The 15,339-nt window shown below is 56.4% G+C and carries 15 protein-coding genes and 2 rRNA genes; 16 read left to right on the plus strand and 1 reads right to left on the minus strand.

From position 1 onward, the window contains the following. The 4 genes from OS242_RS20335 to OS242_RS20350 form a co-directional block, all read left to right on the plus strand. A 23S ribosomal RNA gene (locus OS242_RS20335) occupies nucleotides 1-231 on the plus strand; the annotation flags it as partial. A gap of 220 nt (nucleotides 232-451) precedes the next feature. Continuing rightward, nucleotides 452-568 (plus strand): 5S ribosomal RNA (rrf, locus tag OS242_RS20340). Between the two features lie 201 nt (nucleotides 569-769). Further along, the gene (locus tag OS242_RS20345; protein WP_267153512.1) at nucleotides 770-1,348 is read left to right on the plus strand and encodes a C39 family peptidase; all 579 of its coding nucleotides are present in this window, start codon (nucleotides 770-772) and stop codon (nucleotides 1,346-1,348) included. A gap of 172 nt (nucleotides 1,349-1,520) precedes the next feature. After that, entirely contained in the window at nucleotides 1,521-2,114 is a 594-nt protein-coding gene (locus tag OS242_RS20350) for a C39 family peptidase (RefSeq protein WP_267153513.1), read from the plus strand. A gap of 57 nt (nucleotides 2,115-2,171) precedes the next feature. Here OS242_RS20350 and OS242_RS20355 read toward each other — a convergent pair whose 3' ends face one another. After that, nucleotides 2,172-2,750 (minus strand): TetR/AcrR family transcriptional regulator, encoded by a 579-nt coding sequence (locus OS242_RS20355; protein ID WP_267153514.1) that lies wholly within the window; start codon nucleotides 2,748-2,750, stop codon nucleotides 2,172-2,174. Between the two features lie 137 nt (nucleotides 2,751-2,887). On the opposite strand from OS242_RS20355, the gene OS242_RS20360 reads away from it, so the two are divergent. The 12 genes from OS242_RS20360 to ispF all read left to right on the plus strand — a co-directional run bounded on the left by OS242_RS20360 (nucleotide 2,888) and on the right by ispF (nucleotide 15,290). Continuing rightward, nucleotides 2,888-3,571, plus strand: coding sequence for an HAD family hydrolase (locus OS242_RS20360; protein WP_267153515.1), 684 nt, complete (start codon nucleotides 2,888-2,890; stop codon nucleotides 3,569-3,571). A 194-nt stretch (nucleotides 3,572-3,765) separates the two neighbouring features. Next, entirely contained in the window at nucleotides 3,766-4,224 is a 459-nt protein-coding gene (locus OS242_RS20365; protein ID WP_267153516.1) for a CtsR family transcriptional regulator, read from the plus strand. Nucleotides 4,225-4,252: 28 nt separating this feature from the next. Beyond that, on the plus strand, nucleotides 4,253-4,801 hold the full coding sequence (locus tag OS242_RS20370) for a UvrB/UvrC motif-containing protein (RefSeq protein ID WP_267153517.1): 549 nt from the start codon (nucleotides 4,253-4,255) through the stop codon (nucleotides 4,799-4,801). A 3-nt stretch (nucleotides 4,802-4,804) separates the two neighbouring features. Beyond that, nucleotides 4,805-5,881, plus strand: coding sequence for a protein arginine kinase (locus OS242_RS20375; protein ID WP_267153518.1), 1,077 nt, complete (start codon nucleotides 4,805-4,807; stop codon nucleotides 5,879-5,881). A 60-nt stretch (nucleotides 5,882-5,941) separates the two neighbouring features. Continuing rightward, a complete protein-coding gene (locus OS242_RS20380) occupies nucleotides 5,942-8,377 on the plus strand; it encodes an ATP-dependent Clp protease ATP-binding subunit (protein ID WP_267153519.1) in 2,436 nt (811 codons plus the stop codon). A 91-nt stretch (nucleotides 8,378-8,468) separates the two neighbouring features. Further along, on the plus strand, nucleotides 8,469-9,845 hold the full coding sequence (gene radA / locus OS242_RS20385; protein ID WP_267153520.1) for a DNA repair protein RadA: 1,377 nt from the start codon (nucleotides 8,469-8,471) through the stop codon (nucleotides 9,843-9,845). A gap of 5 nt (nucleotides 9,846-9,850) precedes the next feature. Beyond that, complete coding sequence (gene disA, locus OS242_RS20390) at nucleotides 9,851-10,930, plus strand: DNA integrity scanning diadenylate cyclase DisA (RefSeq protein ID WP_267153521.1); 1,080 nt, start codon at nucleotides 9,851-9,853, stop codon at nucleotides 10,928-10,930. A gap of 79 nt (nucleotides 10,931-11,009) precedes the next feature. Beyond that, a complete protein-coding gene (gene pssA, locus OS242_RS20395) occupies nucleotides 11,010-11,747 on the plus strand; it encodes a CDP-diacylglycerol--serine O-phosphatidyltransferase (protein ID WP_267153522.1) in 738 nt (245 codons plus the stop codon). A gap of 176 nt (nucleotides 11,748-11,923) precedes the next feature. Next, nucleotides 11,924-12,412 carry a CarD family transcriptional regulator gene (locus OS242_RS20400; protein ID WP_267153523.1) on the plus strand — a complete coding sequence of 163 codons (489 nt, stop codon included), beginning with the start codon at nucleotides 11,924-11,926 and terminating at the stop codon, nucleotides 12,410-12,412. A gap of 97 nt (nucleotides 12,413-12,509) precedes the next feature. Next, entirely contained in the window at nucleotides 12,510-13,583 is a 1,074-nt protein-coding gene (locus tag OS242_RS20405; protein ID WP_267153524.1) for a PIN/TRAM domain-containing protein, read from the plus strand. 128 nt (nucleotides 13,584-13,711) lie between these two features. Then, nucleotides 13,712-14,398 carry a 2-C-methyl-D-erythritol 4-phosphate cytidylyltransferase gene (gene ispD, locus OS242_RS20410; RefSeq protein WP_267153525.1) on the plus strand — a complete coding sequence of 229 codons (687 nt, stop codon included), beginning with the start codon at nucleotides 13,712-13,714 and terminating at the stop codon, nucleotides 14,396-14,398. A 412-nt stretch (nucleotides 14,399-14,810) separates the two neighbouring features. Beyond that, on the plus strand, nucleotides 14,811-15,290 hold the full coding sequence (gene ispF, locus OS242_RS20415; protein ID WP_267153526.1) for a 2-C-methyl-D-erythritol 2,4-cyclodiphosphate synthase: 480 nt from the start codon (nucleotides 14,811-14,813) through the stop codon (nucleotides 15,288-15,290). The last annotated feature ends 49 nt before the right edge of the window (nucleotides 15,291-15,339 follow it).

The following is a 15,339-nucleotide window of genomic DNA, read 5'->3' on the forward strand; positions in this document are numbered from 1 at the left end:
GATGAACCGACCGCTGGTGTCCCAGTTGTGGTGCCAACCGCATCGCTGGGTAGCTATGTCGGGAAGGGATAAGCGCTGAAAGCATCTAAGCGCGAAGCCCACCTCAAGATAAGACTTCCCACACGGTTAACGTGGTAAGACCCCTTGTAGACGACAAGGTTGATAGGCTGGAGGTGTACGCGCCGTGAGGCGTTCAGCTGACCAGTACTAATAGGTCGAGGGCTTATCCTAAAAATAGGCGTCAGCCTAACTCATCTAACATTCGCATCCAGTTTTCAGGGAACACCAAACTCCCAAACCAACCCGTCCTGCACCTGACGCCCGCCCGAGCGGTTGGGGTGTCCCTTGGAGGAGCGAGTTGTTTTGGCCGGTTTTGCCAAAACGTGTTTGAGCGGGGCAAGGGATACCCCGGCCGCTCGGACCACCCAGCAGCACTCAAAGCAAAAAAACGTCTCGTGACAATAGCGGAGAGGTCACACCCGTTCCCATCCCGAACACGGAAGTTAAGCTCTCCAGCGCCGATGGTACTTGGACCGCAGGGTCCTGGGAGAGTAGGTCGTCGCGGGGCGTTTTGTTATTTCGCAAATGAAAGACCCGATCCAAACCCGGATCGGGTCTTTTTATCGTTATTCAAAACACTTGTCTAATAAGCGATACAACCTTAGTTGATTGTTAACAAAAATTATATATAACTGACTATTGAACATAACAAGATAATCCATTATAATAAAGGTATATTCACGAAAATAAATTACAGGGGGAATTATCTATGTTCAAAAAAATCATCACCTCCGCAGTCCTCACGACTGCACTCGTCACCGGCGCGGTAGCAGTTCCAGGCCTTACCCAAGCTCCGGTAGCAGAAGCAGCATTCAATGCACCTCTTTACAAACAAACCGACTCCCGTTGGTCTGCAGACCTGATGGGCGGTGGTGGTACCATCGGTGCAGAGGGCTGCGTCATCACCTCTGTCGCAATGGCACTGGCTCACAAAGGCATCACCATCAGCGGCGCCACCACCACCCCGAAAAACTTCAACACCTGGCTGAAAGGCAACGGCGGTTACTCCGGCGACCTGCTCGTCTGGGGCGCGGTACCGAAGCTCAGCTCCCGCATCACCTTCCAAGGTCGTTACACCGGCGGTACCTCTCTCTCCGCTTCGACTCTGCGCAGCTACCTCGATGCAGGCAACAAAGCGGTTATCGCACAAGTTCGCAGCGGCTCGCACTGGGTATTGCTGAAGAGCCACAACGGCGGCACCACCTTCTACTGCAACGATCCGGGCTACTCCTCCACCTATTACACCACGAGCAACTTCACCGGCTTCGCAGTCTACACGATCAACTAATAGAAGAAAGAGACTGTTGACGGGATCCTCTCGTCAACGGTTTTTTATTATTATAGGGAAATATGATCTAATTAGGCAGAATAGTAAAAATGAGCATTGTAAAACTATATACAACATGGTATATTAAAATCAAGATTCATACTAAAAACAAACACTTAAGGAGAGATCATCCATGATCAAAAAAGCTCTGACCTCCCTCGTACTCACCACCGCACTGGTCACCGGCGCGGTAGCAGTTCCGGGTATGACCCAAACTCCGGCAGCAGAAGCAAACTTCGTCGCTCCGCTCTATAAACAAACCGATTCTCGCTGGTCGGCCGACCTGATGGGCGGCGGCGGCACCATCGGTTCCGAAGGCTGCGTCATCACCTCCGTTGCGATGGCACTGGCTCATAAAGGCATCACCATCAGCGGCGCCACCACCACCCCGAAAAACTTCAACACCTGGCTGAAAGGCAACGGCGGCTACTCCGGCGACAACCTCGTCTGGGGCGCAGTTCCGAAATTGAACTCCTCCCGTATCACCTTCCAAGGTCGTTACTACGGCGGTACCTCTACTTCGGGCTCCCTGTCCTCGGCTACCCTGCGCTCCTACCTGGACGCAGGCAACAAAGCGATCATCGCTCAAGTCCGCGGCGGCGCTCACTGGGTGCTCTTGACCGGCCACAACGGCGGCCTGATCTTCGCTTGCAACGATCCGGGCTATTCCAACACCTCCTATGCAAACACCGACTTCACCGGCTTCGCAGTCTACACCATCAACTAATCAACACACAAAAAAGGCTGTCGACGAGTACTTCGTCGACAGCCTTTTTACAAATACCTACTGTTCTTTCGTCATCCCGTCCAAGAACAGATCCGCAAACAACCCTGCGATCTGCTCGGCCGTCAACTTGCCGCCTTCCTTATACCAGCGGTACGCCCAGTTGCACGACCCCAGGATCGCCAGCGCCGTCACCCGTGCATTGACCGGGCGGAACTCTCCCGCCGCGACCCCTTCCTCCAGCATGCGCGTCCACAGATTGAGATACTTGTCGCTCAGTTCCTGAATCACCTTCTGCGGCTCTTCCTTCAACGAAAATGCCTCGCGCAGCAACACCGTCGTGAGCGACTGGTGTGTCGTGACCACATGCAGATGATTTTCCAACGCTTGCAACAAACGCTCGCGATTGGTCAGCGCCTGATCTTCCAGCAGTCGCTCCATCTTGGCGTTGAAGTCGCTGATCGAGCGATGCGCCAATTGCATCAGCAGATCTTCCTTGCTGGAGATGTAGTGATAGAGAGACCCTTTTTGCAACCCGACTTCATCGGCGATATCCTGTACCGATGTCGCGTGATACCCTTTGCGTTCAAAAAGTTTTACCGCTGCTTGGGCGATCTCTTCATATTTATTCGAAGCCATTTTCCGTCTCTTCCCTTCTCTGCCGGACACGGCATAAGCCGCAATGCCTTTGTGTACCCTTAAAAAAGAATCATAATTGGTATACCCTGAGAACGTCAAGAATACTGCTCACATTTCCGAGGAAGGCCGGGTGAAACATGAACGCAACCCATCCCATACAAGCTGTCATCTTCGACGTCGACGGTACCCTCTACCAAACGGAGCGGGTCGCCGTTCCGGCATTTCGCCGCACCTTTGAAGACCTGCGCAACGAAAGTTTATACGACGGCGAGACCCCTTCCGAAGACCGGATCCTCTCCTGTTTTGGCATGACCATCCCGGAGTTGTGGGAGACCCTGCTCCCGGACGCCGACATGAACGTACGCGACCGCGCCAACGAGATGCTCGCCCATCACGAGATCGCCCTGATGAAAGAGGGCGAAGGCCGCCTCTACAAAGGCGTGCGCAAAGTCCTCACCTCTCTGCATAACCGCAACATCCCCCTCTTCGTCTGCTCCAACGGTGAAAAGCGCTACGTCGACACCGTGCTGAAAACCACCGGCATCTGCTCGCTCTTTACGCAATGTTACGCAGCCGGTGCCTACAAAACGGAGAAAAAGTCCGACCTCCTCGCCATCCTGCTGCGAGACCACGACTTGATCAACGCGCAGGCTGTCATGGTCGGCGACCGCAAATCGGACATCACGGCGGGCATCGACAATCGCATCCCGACGGTCGGTTGCGACTTTGGTTTTGCCGGGGAGGACGAACTCGCTCAAGCTACCGTCAAAATCAAGTCCTTTGACGAACTCTCTGACATTCTCGATCAATTGGTCAGATAAGGTCAATCCGAAAGATCAAGAATGGTCAAGAAAAACGAAGATATGTCCCGACAAACGAATAATTTTCAGACAAATGGGCACAGTGGGGAACAGATAGCTCTTGGTCTTTTCCCATGAAGTGAATATAATAAAATCAAAAGGTCAATATTAGTCAAAGTCAGATGGATCGACGGAGGAGGGAGGATACGGGCACTATGCGCAATATCTCCGACATCATCGAACAACATTTAAAACAGATCCTCACCAACTCGCAAGGCGTCGTCGAAATCAAACGCAGTGAGTTGGCGGACGAGTTTCAATGTGTGCCCTCCCAGATCAATTACGTGATCAGCACCCGGTTCACCGTGGAAAAAGGTTACATCGTCGAATCCAAACGCGGCGGCGGCGGCTACATCCGAATCACCAAAGTCGGATTGGACCGCAACAAAAGCCTGCACCGCACGATCCTCGACATCATCGGTTCGTCGCTCACGTCGCGCGAGGCCGAGGGATTTATCCATCGATTGCTCGAGGAGCAGGTGATCTCGACTCGCGAGGCGCTGATGATGCGAGCTGTTGTCTGCAGCGATATCCTCGCACTCCCGCCGGGCGTGCGCGATCAGGTGCGGGCCAGTCATTTGTCGGCTATGCTCGTCGCCATCCTCAAGGGGTAACAGGTTTTCTTGGAAAGGGGAGAGCACCATGCTGTGCCAGGAATGCAACCAAAGGGACGCGACCGTCCACTTCACCAAGATCATCAACCAAGAGAAGACGGAGTATCATCTCTGCGACGCCTGCGCCCGCGATACGGGCGATTTCATGATGAAAGGCAACGCGGGCGGATTCTCTTTTCATAATCTGTTGAGCGGTCTGCTCGGATTTGAGCAAACCGGGATGCCGGGCTTTGGAGCCCCCGGGCAACAAGGGCAAGCATCCGCTCCTGTGCGCTGCGAGACCTGCGGACTCGGCTATCAACAATTTGTCCAAGTCGGCCGCTTCGGCTGTGCGGATTGCTACAAGCATTTTTCCGGCAAATTGGAACCGATGCTGCGCCGCATCCACGGCGGGGCCACCACGCACACAGGGAAATTTCCCCGTCGCACCGGTGGTGTGATCAAACTTCGCCAGCAACTGGCAAGGCTCAGACAGGACATGCAAGAAAAGATCTCGCTGGAGCAATTTGAAGAAGCGGCGGTCATTCGCGATCGCATCCGCGAGATGGAAGGTCAGATCGAACAGGGGGGGATGTAAGGCATGGCGGTGCAAGATTTCCTTCACGACGCAAGCCGGTGGATGCGGGAAGACGGTCCGCACTCGGACATCGTGATCTCCACCCGCATCCGCATCGCGCGCAACCTCAGCGATCTCCCGTTTCCGATCCTGATGAACGACTCGCAAGCCGAAGAGATCACCCGCCGTGTGGCGGACGCGGTCTTTTCGCCGGAGTTTCAGGAGAAGTCGGGCGGCTCCTATGAGATCATCCCCCTGATGAACGTCCCGCACGTCGATCGGCAGGCGTTGGTGGAAAAATACCTGATCTCCTCGTCTCTCGTCGAACACGCCCGCCGCAGCGCCGTCGCCTTACGCGATGACGAAGCGGTGTCGATCATGATCAACGAAGAAGACCACCTGCGCCTGCAAGTCCTGATGCCAGGACTGCAACTGGGTGCGGCGTGGGAGCTGGCGACCACCATCGACGACCTGCTGGAAGCCAAACTCAACTACGCCTTTGATGAAAAATACGGCTATCTCACCGCCTGCCCGACCAACGTCGGCACCGGCATCCGCGCCTCGGTGATGCTGCATCTGCCAGCCCTCGTCGTCACGCAGCAGATCAACCGCGTGCTCTCCGCACTGGGTCAAGTCGGCCTCGTGGTGCGCGGCGTGCACGGTGAAGGCACCGACGCGGTGGGCAATCTGTTCCAGCTCTCCAACCAGATCACGCTCGGCCAGTCGGAAGAGGAGATCATCCAGAGCCTCGAATCGGTGGCCCGCAAGATCATCGAGCACGAGCAGCAAGCCCGTCAGTTCCTGATGGAAGAAAATCGGGAAGTGATCGAGGACCGCATCGCCCGCTCGTTCGGCATCCTCGCCTACGCGAGGCGATTGGACTCCCGCGAGTCGATGCAGCGGCTGTCGGACGTGCGCCTTGGCATCGATCTGGGCGTCATCAAAGGTGTGTCGCAAAATATTTTAAAAGAGCTGATGGTCATGACCCAACCGGCCTTCATGCAAAAATACTCCGGCACCGAATTGGCACCGGGGGAGCGTGACTGGCGGCGCGCCGATCTCGTTCGCGAGCGGTTGCGCATGGATCAAGGTCATATCTGATATCCAGGTCATATCGCAGAGAACTGATGGAATAAGATTCATTACTTGGAGGTGTGAACCATGATGTTTGGACGTTTTACGGAACGAGCACAGAAAGTACTGGCACTGGCGCAGGAAGAAGCCAATCGCCTCGGCCACTCCGGGGTCGGTACCGAACATATTCTCCTCGGCCTCGTGCGCGAAGGGGAAGGAATCGCTGCGAAATCACTGGTTTCGCTCGGGCTCTCCAGTGACAAAGTTCAAAAAGAAGTGGAAAAGATCATCGGCCGCGGACCGGGGCAACAAGGCGGCATGGCCTACACCCCGCGCGCCAAAAAAGTCATTGAACTCTCCATCGACGAAGCGCGCAAGCTCGGACATAACTACGTCGGCACCGAGCACATCCTGCTCGGCCTGATCCGCGAAGGCGAAGGCGTGGCAGCCCGCGTGCTGGCCAACCTCGGCGTCTCGCTGAACAAAGCCCGTCAGCAAGTGTTGCAACTGCTCGGCGGCGACGCGCATGAGTCGCACCAAGAAAACGCGCAGTCGGCCAACACGCCGACTCTCGACTCGCTGGCCCGCGACCTGACCCAATACGCACGCGATCAAAAGCTCGATCCGGTCATCGGCCGCTCCAAAGAGATCGAGCGCGTCATCCAAGTCCTCTCCCGCCGCACCAAGAACAACCCGGTGCTGATCGGCGAGCCGGGCGTTGGCAAAACGGCCATCGCGGAAGGCCTCGCGCAAAAGATCGTCGACAACGAGATCCCGGAGACCCTGCGCAACAAGCGCGTCATGGTGCTCGACATGGGCACCGTCGTCGCCGGCACCAAGTATCGCGGTGAGTTTGAGGATCGTCTGAAAAAGATCATGGATGAGATCCGTCAAGCGGGCAACATCATCCTCTTCATCGATGAACTGCACACGTTGATCGGAGCAGGCGGCGCGGAAGGCGCCATCGACGCGTCGAACATCCTCAAGCCGGCGCTTGCTCGCGGCGAACTGCAATGCATCGGCGCGACCACGCTCGACGAGTATCGCAAGCACATCGAAAAGGATGCCGCGCTCGAACGCCGTTTCCAGCCAATCACCGTCGACCAACCGTCGCCGGAAGAAGCCGTTCAGATCCTGCACGGCCTGCGCGACCGCTACGAAGCGCATCACCGTGTCAAGATCCTTGACGAGGCGATTGATGCGGCAGTCAAACTGTCCGACCGCTACATCACCGACCGCTTCCTGCCCGACAAAGCGATCGACCTGATCGACGAAGCGGCATCCCGCGTGCGCCTGCGCACTTACACCCAGCCGCCAAACCTCAAAGAGCTGGAAGAAAAGCTCGAAGAGATTCGCGGTGAAAAAGAATCGGCTGTCCAATCGCAGGAGTTTGAAAAAGCGGCCTCTCTGCGCGACACCGAACAAAAGATCCGCGAAGAGCTGGAAAATCGCAAGTCTGAATGGCAGCAAACGCAGGTGAAAAAAGACTCGGTTGTCACCGGCGAAGACATCGCCGATATCGTCGGCTCCTGGACCGGCATCCCGGTCAAGAAATTGGCGGAAGAAGAGTCGGAGCGTCTCCTGAACATGGAGAACATCCTGCACGAGCGCGTCATCGGCCAGGACGAAGCGGTCAAATCGATCTCCCGTTCGATCCGCCGTGCCAGAGCGGGTCTGAAAGATCCGAAGCGTCCGGTCGGCTCCTTCATCTTCCTCGGCCCGACCGGCGTCGGCAAAACGGAGCTGGCCCGCGCGCTGGCCGAGTCCTTGTTCGGCGATGAAAACGCGATGGTGCGCATCGACATGTCGGAGTACGGCGAGCGTCATTCCACCGCCCGTCTCGTCGGCGCGCCTCCGGGATACGTCGGCTATGAAGAAGGCGGACAGCTCACCGAAAAGATCCGTCGCAAGCCGTACTCGGTCATTCTGTTCGACGAGATCGAGAAAGCGCACCCTGAAGTGTTCAACATCTTGCTGCAAGTCCTCGATGACGGCCGCCTGACCGACTCCAAAGGCCGCACCGTCGACTTCCGCAACACCGTCATCATCATGACGTCCAACGTCGGCGCGTCCCAACTGCGCAAAGCGGCGCTCGGCTTCACCGCGGGCAAGGAAGCGGAGTATACCGACATGAAGGACCGTGTGATGGAAGAACTGAAAAAGCAGTTCCGTCCGGAGTTCCTCAACCGCATCGACGACATCATCGTCTTCCATCAGCTCGAAGAGGCGCACATCCGCGAGATCGTCGACCTGATGAGCGAAGATCTCAAAAAGCGCCTGCGCGAAAACGACATCCACTTCACCTTGTCGGAAGAAGCCAAAACGTTCCTCGCCAAAGAGGGCTACGATCCGCAGTACGGCGCGCGTCCGCTCAAGCGGGCGATCCAACGCCACATCGAAGATCAACTCTCCGAAGCACTGCTTTCCGGACAGGTCAAAAAGGGCGATCTCGTCCAGATCGACTCCGAAGAAGGCAAGCTCGTGGTGAAAAATCTCGGCACGAAAGAAGCGCAGGAAGCGTAATCAAATAAACCCGGTTCCTTGGCGAACCGGGTTTTTTGCTGTATGATGGAGAATGGAACCTTTTGAAAACTCATGGGCGAAAGGGACGATCATGGCTAAGTATAAATCAAAATTTGTGTGCCAAGACTGTGGGTATGAAAGCCCGAAATGGATGGGCAAATGTCCGGGATGCGGCCAATGGAACACCATGGTGGAAGAGGTCGCGACAACGAGCAAGCCATCTGCGCACGGCGAATTGCATCACCTGCAGACGGAACCTTCCAAACCGAGCAAGATCACCGAGATCAATACTGTGGAAGAAGTTCGGCAACACAGCGGAACCAGTGAATTTGACCGCGTCTTGGGCGGCGGTATCGTCGCCGGATCGCTCGTGCTGGTCGGGGGGGACCCCGGCATCGGCAAATCGACCCTGCTGCTGCAGACCGCGCATGCCATCGCCAAACAAGGCCTGCGCATGCTCTACGTCTCCGGCGAGGAATCGGCCAAGCAGATCAAACTGCGGGCGGATCGTCTGGGCGCTCTCTCTGATAACCTCTACATCCTGCCCGAGACTGACCTTGAGCGGATCGAGGCGCATATCAAACTGGTCAATCCGAACTTCCTGATCGTCGACTCGATACAAACGGTGTACCGCCCGGGCTTGCAGTCCGCACCGGGCAGCGTCGGGCAGGTGCGCGAATGCACTGCGTTCCTGCTGCGCATCGCCAAATCGCTGAACATCGCCACCTTCATCGTCGGACACGTGACGAAGGAGGGCGCGATTGCAGGTCCTAGAATGTTGGAACACATGGTCGACGCCGTCTTGTACTTTGAAGGCGAGCGTCACAATACCTACCGCATTCTGCGGGCTGTCAAAAACCGCTTCGGCTCGACCAACGAGATCGGCATCTTCGAAATGCGCGAGGGCGGGCTTGAGGAAGTGACCAATCCTTCTGAACTGTTTCTGTCCGAACGCCCGCACGGGGTGGCCGGCTCTTGCGTCGTGGCCAGCATGGAAGGCACGCGACCGGTCTTGCTTGAGATTCAAGCGCTTGTCACGCCGTCCTCTTACGGCACGCCGCGACGGATGGGCACCGGACTCGATCACAACCGGGTCTCCCTGATCATGGCGGTCTTGGAGAAGCGGATGGGGCTGTACCTGCAATCGCAGGACGCCTACGTCAACGTCGCAGGCGGCGTGCGGGTCGATGAGCCCGCCGTCGACCTTGGCATCGCGCTTGCGCTGGCTTCCAGTTTTCGTGAGCAACTCATGCGACCGACCGACGTATACATTGGAGAGGTCGGTTTGACAGGTGAAGTGCGCGGCGTGTCCCGAATCGAGCAGCGGGTGCGGGAAGCGATGAAGCTCGGCTTTACCCGCGTGATCGTGCCGACGAAAAATCTGCGCGGCTGGCAGCCCCCGGGAGACATTGAAGTCATCGGAGTCGAGACGGTCCAGGAGGCGTTCCAAGTAGCATTAGGGGGATGACGGGTATGAGAGACGATATCAAAAAAGAAAACCTGATCAACAAGATCCTCCGCTTGATCGCACCGGGCACTCCGTTGCGTGACGGCTTGGAGAACGTGCAGCGGGCGAAGACAGGCGCGCTGATCGTGATCGGCAACTCGGCGCAGGTGATGGAGATCGTCGACGGCGGCTTCACGATCAATTGCGAGTTTTCGCCGGCATCGCTCTATGAACTGGCAAAGATGGACGGGGCGATCATCCTGTCCGAAGACGGCAAGCGCATCCTCGCCGCCAATACGCAGCTCAATCCCGACCCGTCGATCCCGTCCTTTGAGACCGGGACCCGGCACCGGACGGCGGAGCGCGTGGCCAAGCAAACGGGACACATCGTCGTCTGCATCTCGCAGCGCCGCGATGTGATCACGCTCTATCAGTCCAATTTCCGCTACACGCTGAAAGACATCGGCGTGATCCTGACGAAAGCCAACCAGGCGATCAACACGCTGGAAAAATACAAATCGGTCCTCGACCAAGCGCTCACCAACCTCTCCGCCCTCGAATTTGAGGAGATGGTCACCTTGCACGAAGTGGCGATGGTGATCCAACGCTTTGAGATGGTGCTGCGCATCAAGTCGGAGATTCGCCGCTATATCACCGAGCTCGGCACCGAAGGCCGCCTGATCTCGATGCAATTGGAGGAATTGGTCTCAAAGGTAGACGAAGAGGCATACCTTTTGGTCAAGGACTATTGCAAAGATTCGGTCGATGCCACGCCGCACCACATTCTGACGGAGTTGCACTCGCTCTCCGCTGATGAATTGCTGGAAAGCAACCAGTTGGTGAGAGTTCTCGGGTACGCGGGGAATATTAATATCACCGAAGAACCTGTTTCGTCTCGCGGCTATCGGATTCTCAGCAAGATTCCGCGCTTGCCGCAACCTGTGATCGAAAATCTTGTGGATCGGTTCGAGTCTCTGCCGAACGTCCTCTCCGCTTCCATCGATGAACTCGACGATGTCGAAGGCATCGGTGAAGTGCGTGCGCGGGCGATCAAAGAAGGCATGAAGCGGATCTCGGAGCAAGTATTTATCGACCGGCATATCTAAGCGATGTACTTGGGGGAAAGGGACGGCCTGCGCTGCTGTCCTTTGCGCAGGTATTCCGTGAAAAGGGAGGTACTGCCTAATGTTAGTACGTCGTGCGTTACCAAGCCTGTTTACCGTAGGCAACTTGTTCTTGGGCATCATATCTATCATCGTTGCGTTTCAATCCAAATTTGAGTGGGCGGCTCTCCTCGTCATCATCGGCATGCTGCTCGACGGCCTCGACGGCCGCGTGGCACGCGCCTTGAACGCGCAGAGCGAATTTGGCAAAGAGCTCGACTCTCTGTCGGACGTCATCTCGTTCGGGGTGGCACCGGCATTTATCATGTACGGGGTCGTCCTGCACGAGCTCGGCTGGGTCGGCACGGTGATCACCGCGATCTTCCCGATCTGCGGCGCGCTGCGACTGGCGCGCTTCAACGTCGCTACCGGCTCCACCAACTACTTCATCGGCCTGCCGATCACCGCAGCGGGCGGGGTGCTAGCGACGCTGGCGCTCTACAACGAGTTGATGCCAAGCCCCAAGATCACCTTGCCGCTGTTCATGCTGTTCCTGGCCTACCTGATGGTCTCGAACATCAAATACCCGAACTTCAAAAAAGTCGGGATTCCGCGCTCCACCTACTATGTCGTGCCGGCGATCCTGATCTTCGTGTTGGTCGTGTTCCTGTACTACCCGCAGATGGTCAACCGTCTGATCTTCCTGCCTTTGGCCTTCTACGCGCTGTACGGCGTGTTTAAAAAAAAAGGAAAAAAAGCTAGGAAACGAAACCCAGCAGACGATGACGACTACGAACCGCTCGAAGAAGTCATCAAATAAATCGACCTGAGAAAGCCGCCAACCCTGCAAAAGTTGGCGGCTTTTTTCGACACATTCTACTAGTTGTTGACGAATAATGTCTAGTTGTGCTAAGATATTTATTTCAAATTGACTGACACCGTTCTGTGTGCTATTCTTAATGGAGAGATTGCCACCACGACTGGGGGTGTCGCCAAGTGTTCAGCATCGGCGATCGGGTGGTCTACCCGATGCACGGAGCGGGTGTGATCGAATCGATTGAGGAACGTGAAATTCTCGGCGAACTGGAGCGGTATTATATCATGAGGATGCCTTTTGGCGAAATGCGAGTCATGATCCCGGTACGCAAGGTGACAAACCTTGGCATTCGTGAAGTGATTCCGAGCCAAGAGGTCGAACAGGTGCTTGATATCCTGCGCGACCAGAAAGAGCGCATGACAGAGGCGTGGAACAAAAGGTACCGCGACAACCTCGACAAGATCAAAGGCGGCGACATCTACGAAGTCGCCGGCGTAGTCGGCGAGCTGCTCTATCTCGAACGTGAAAAAGGCTTATCGGCCGGCGAGCGGAAAATGCTCGACACAGCCAAACAGATCTTGGTCAGTGAACTGGTGTTGGTTGGCTCGACGGACGAAGAGGAATTGGAGCAACTGTTTGACAGGCTCTCGAAGAAGGCGTCCTCGTGACGTCTTTCTTTTTATTAAAAGTGTATGACAATGGCACAGGGCACGTTTCTGAGCCCGTCTCATTGTCTATAATGATACGTAGGAGGTGACCATTCTTGTGTTGAAGAGAATCGTCCACTTGTTCTTTGCAGTGATCGGGATCGTGCTTGGCTATCAGTTTGCTCCCGATCTGTTCTCTTGGATACGGCTCGATTCGAACCCCTTCATCCATCCAGTATTCGGAGCGGTGTTGGGCGGTTCGCTGTTTATCTTGGCAACGTCTTGGATCGTCGATTATGTGGTGAGCGTCATCCGTTGGTTTGAAGAAAAGCTTCTGAAGACTCCGTTCCCTGATGTTCTTGCAGGGGCGTTCGGAATGATTGCCGGTCTTATTATTGCATATTTGATGACACCTGCCATTTCGCTGATCCCGGTGGTAGGCAAGGTCGTGCAATTTTTCGCAAGTGTATTGCTTGGCTACATGGGATATCGTTTCTTCTTCACCAAGCGTGAAGACCTGATGAACGTCTTCCCCGGCCGTCTCGGCGGCAAAGAAAAGAAAAAAGAAAACGAAAACCGCCCGGGTGACGGCAAGCTGCTCGACACGAGCGTCATCATCGACGGTCGGATCGCCGATATCGTCAAAACGGGCTTCCTCGACGGCGTGCTGATCATCCCGTCCTTCGTCCTCGAAGAACTGCAGCACATCGCCGACTCCTCCGACGTCCTGAAACGCAACCGCGGCCGCCGCGGTCTCGATATCCTGAACAAGATCCAAAAAGAACTCAAGATCAAAGTTCAGATCATGGAAATCGACTTTGACGACGTCTCCGAAGTCGACTCCAAACTGGTCAAGCTCGCCAAACAGATCTCGGCCAAAGTCGTCACCAACGACTTCAACCTCAACAAAGTCTGCGAGTTGCAGGGCGTCTCCGTCCTCAACATCAACGACCTCGCCAACGCGGTCAAGCCGGTCGTCCTGCCGGGCGAAGAGATCTACGTCCAGGTCATCAAAGACGGCAAGGAGCACAACCAAGGCGTCGGCTACCTCGATGACGGCACGATGATCGTCGTCGAAGGCGGCCGCGACTTCATCGGCACCCGCCTCGAAGTCATGGTCACATCGGTTCTGCAAACGTCCGCAGGCCGCATGATCTTTGCCAAACCGAAGATGCTCGAACGAGCTCTCTAACAAATGGCCGTGCCTTCCTTCCGAGGGCACGGCTTTTGAATATTTCCAAGGAAATAGGCCCACCTTGTCAAGGTTGGAAATTTGGTGTTGAATAAAGGCAAGACTAGAAAAGGAAGGAGGGGCCGACCATGCAGACGGAAGCGATCGTCGTCGCGGCGGGCAAAGGCACACGGATGGGAACGGACATGAAAAAACAGTACTTGCCGCTCGCCGGGGCCCCGATACTTGTTCGCACGTTGCAAACGCTTGCGGCATGCCCCTCAATCGACCGCATCCTGATCGTCGCCGCAGAAGAGGACTTGGACTATGTGCAGGAACTGGTCCGAGAGCACAGAGTCGAAAAGATCTCCCGCATCGTCCCGGGCGGACAGGAGCGACAAGACTCCGTGCTGTACGGGATCAAGGCTGTGCACCCGGAGACCGAGTACATCGCCGTCCACGACGCCGCTAGGCCGCTCGTCACCGTCGACGAAGTTGAAGCTGTTATCGAGACTGCGAAACAGCGCGGTGCGGGTACCTTGGGTGTCCCGGTCAAAGACACGATCAAACGCGTCGAGCGCGGTCAAGTCCGCGAGACCTTGCCACGGGAACAACTGTGGGCTGTCCATACTCCGCAAGCCTTCCAGCGCGAAGTCCTCGAAGAAGCCCACCGTCGGAGCCAACTCGAAGGAGGCTTCGGAACGGACGACGCCTCCTTGGTCGAATGGGCCGGTTATCCGGTACGGATGGTGCAGGGCAGCTATGAAAACATAAAGATCACGACACCGGAAGATTTGATCATTGCCGAGACGCTTTGGGAAAAGCGGAAAGGCTAAAAGCTAAAGGCACTTAGGCCGGGCTGGGAGCACGGGGGCGCGGTGGGGTCCATTTCGTTCGCGAAGTCGCTTGCGCTCCTATCTCACTCAATTGGACCCCACCGAGCCCCTCAGCCATGATCCACGTCAGCAGGGACATTGGCGAGGGGGTGGGAGGTGGGTGCGGGAGGGTGAGATTGAGACCGCGCAGCGTCTCCGCGAACCCTCCGCACCTACCTCCCCCCCCCGCCCCCCACCCCCCCGAAATTAAAGATTTTTGGGGGACCCCACCAAGATCCCAGGGGGGGGGGGGGGGGGGGGGGTGGTGGTTTTTTTTTCCCCCCCCGCCCCCCCCCCCCCCCCCCCCCCCCCCCCCCCCCCCCACCCCGGCACCCAACCCCGCATACTTTCACTTTTTAGGAGGCACCCAACCATGATCCGAGTCGGTCTCGGCTACGACGTCCACCAACTAGTAGAAAACCGCCCCCTCATCCTCGGAGGCGTTCTCATCCCGCACGACAAAGGGCTTCTCGGCCACTCTGACGCCGACGTCCTGCTCCACGCTGTCAAAGACGCCCTCCTCGGCGCCATCGCAGAAGGAGACATCGGCCGCCACTTCCCTGACACCGACGACAGATTTAAAGGAGCCGACTCTGTTAAACTCCTCACCCACGTCTGGTCGATGGTCAAAGAACGCGGCTACAAACTCGGCAACCTCGACTGCGTCATCATGGCGCAAAAACCGAAGCTCGCCCCCTATATTGACGAGATGCGCGGCGTACTGGCCCGCGAATTGAACGCCGAACTCGGCCAGATCAACGTCAAAGCCACCACCACCGAAAAACTCGGTTTCGTCGGCCGCGAAGAGGGCATCGCCGCCCAAGCCGTCGTATTGTTGCTCGCAGCCAATTAATGTTATACTGAACAGTAAAAATAGGTACTCTGATAAAGTACGTATGTGG

This window comes from Tumebacillus lacus (assembly GCF_026410385.1).
GTDB lineage: Bacteria > Bacillota > Bacilli > Tumebacillales > Tumebacillaceae > Tumebacillus > Tumebacillus lacus.

Coding starts and splice junctions, on each gene's coding strand:
- OS242_RS20345 (WP_267153512.1), top strand. CDS start 770: ATGTTCAAAAAAATCATCACCTCCGCAGTCCTCACGACTGCACTCGTC.
- ispF (WP_267153526.1), top strand. CDS start 14,811: ATGATCCGAGTCGGTCTCGGCTACGACGTCCACCAACTAGTAGAAAAC.
- OS242_RS20350 (WP_267153513.1), top strand. CDS start 1,521: ATGATCAAAAAAGCTCTGACCTCCCTCGTACTCACCACCGCACTGGTC.
- radA (WP_267153520.1), top strand. CDS start 8,469: ATGGCTAAGTATAAATCAAAATTTGTGTGCCAAGACTGTGGGTATGAA.
- OS242_RS20355 (WP_267153514.1), bottom strand. CDS start 2,750: ATGGCTTCGAATAAATATGAAGAGATCGCCCAAGCAGCGGTAAAACTT.
- OS242_RS20375 (WP_267153518.1), top strand. CDS start 4,805: ATGGCGGTGCAAGATTTCCTTCACGACGCAAGCCGGTGGATGCGGGAA.
- ispD (WP_267153525.1), top strand. CDS start 13,712: ATGCAGACGGAAGCGATCGTCGTCGCGGCGGGCAAAGGCACACGGATG.
- pssA (WP_267153522.1), top strand. CDS start 11,010: ATGTTAGTACGTCGTGCGTTACCAAGCCTGTTTACCGTAGGCAACTTG.
- disA (WP_267153521.1), top strand. CDS start 9,851: ATGAGAGACGATATCAAAAAAGAAAACCTGATCAACAAGATCCTCCGC.
- OS242_RS20360 (WP_267153515.1), top strand. CDS start 2,888: ATGAACGCAACCCATCCCATACAAGCTGTCATCTTCGACGTCGACGGT.
- OS242_RS20365 (WP_267153516.1), top strand. CDS start 3,766: ATGCGCAATATCTCCGACATCATCGAACAACATTTAAAACAGATCCTC.
- OS242_RS20380 (WP_267153519.1), top strand. CDS start 5,942: ATGATGTTTGGACGTTTTACGGAACGAGCACAGAAAGTACTGGCACTG.
- OS242_RS20370 (WP_267153517.1), top strand. CDS start 4,253: ATGCTGTGCCAGGAATGCAACCAAAGGGACGCGACCGTCCACTTCACC.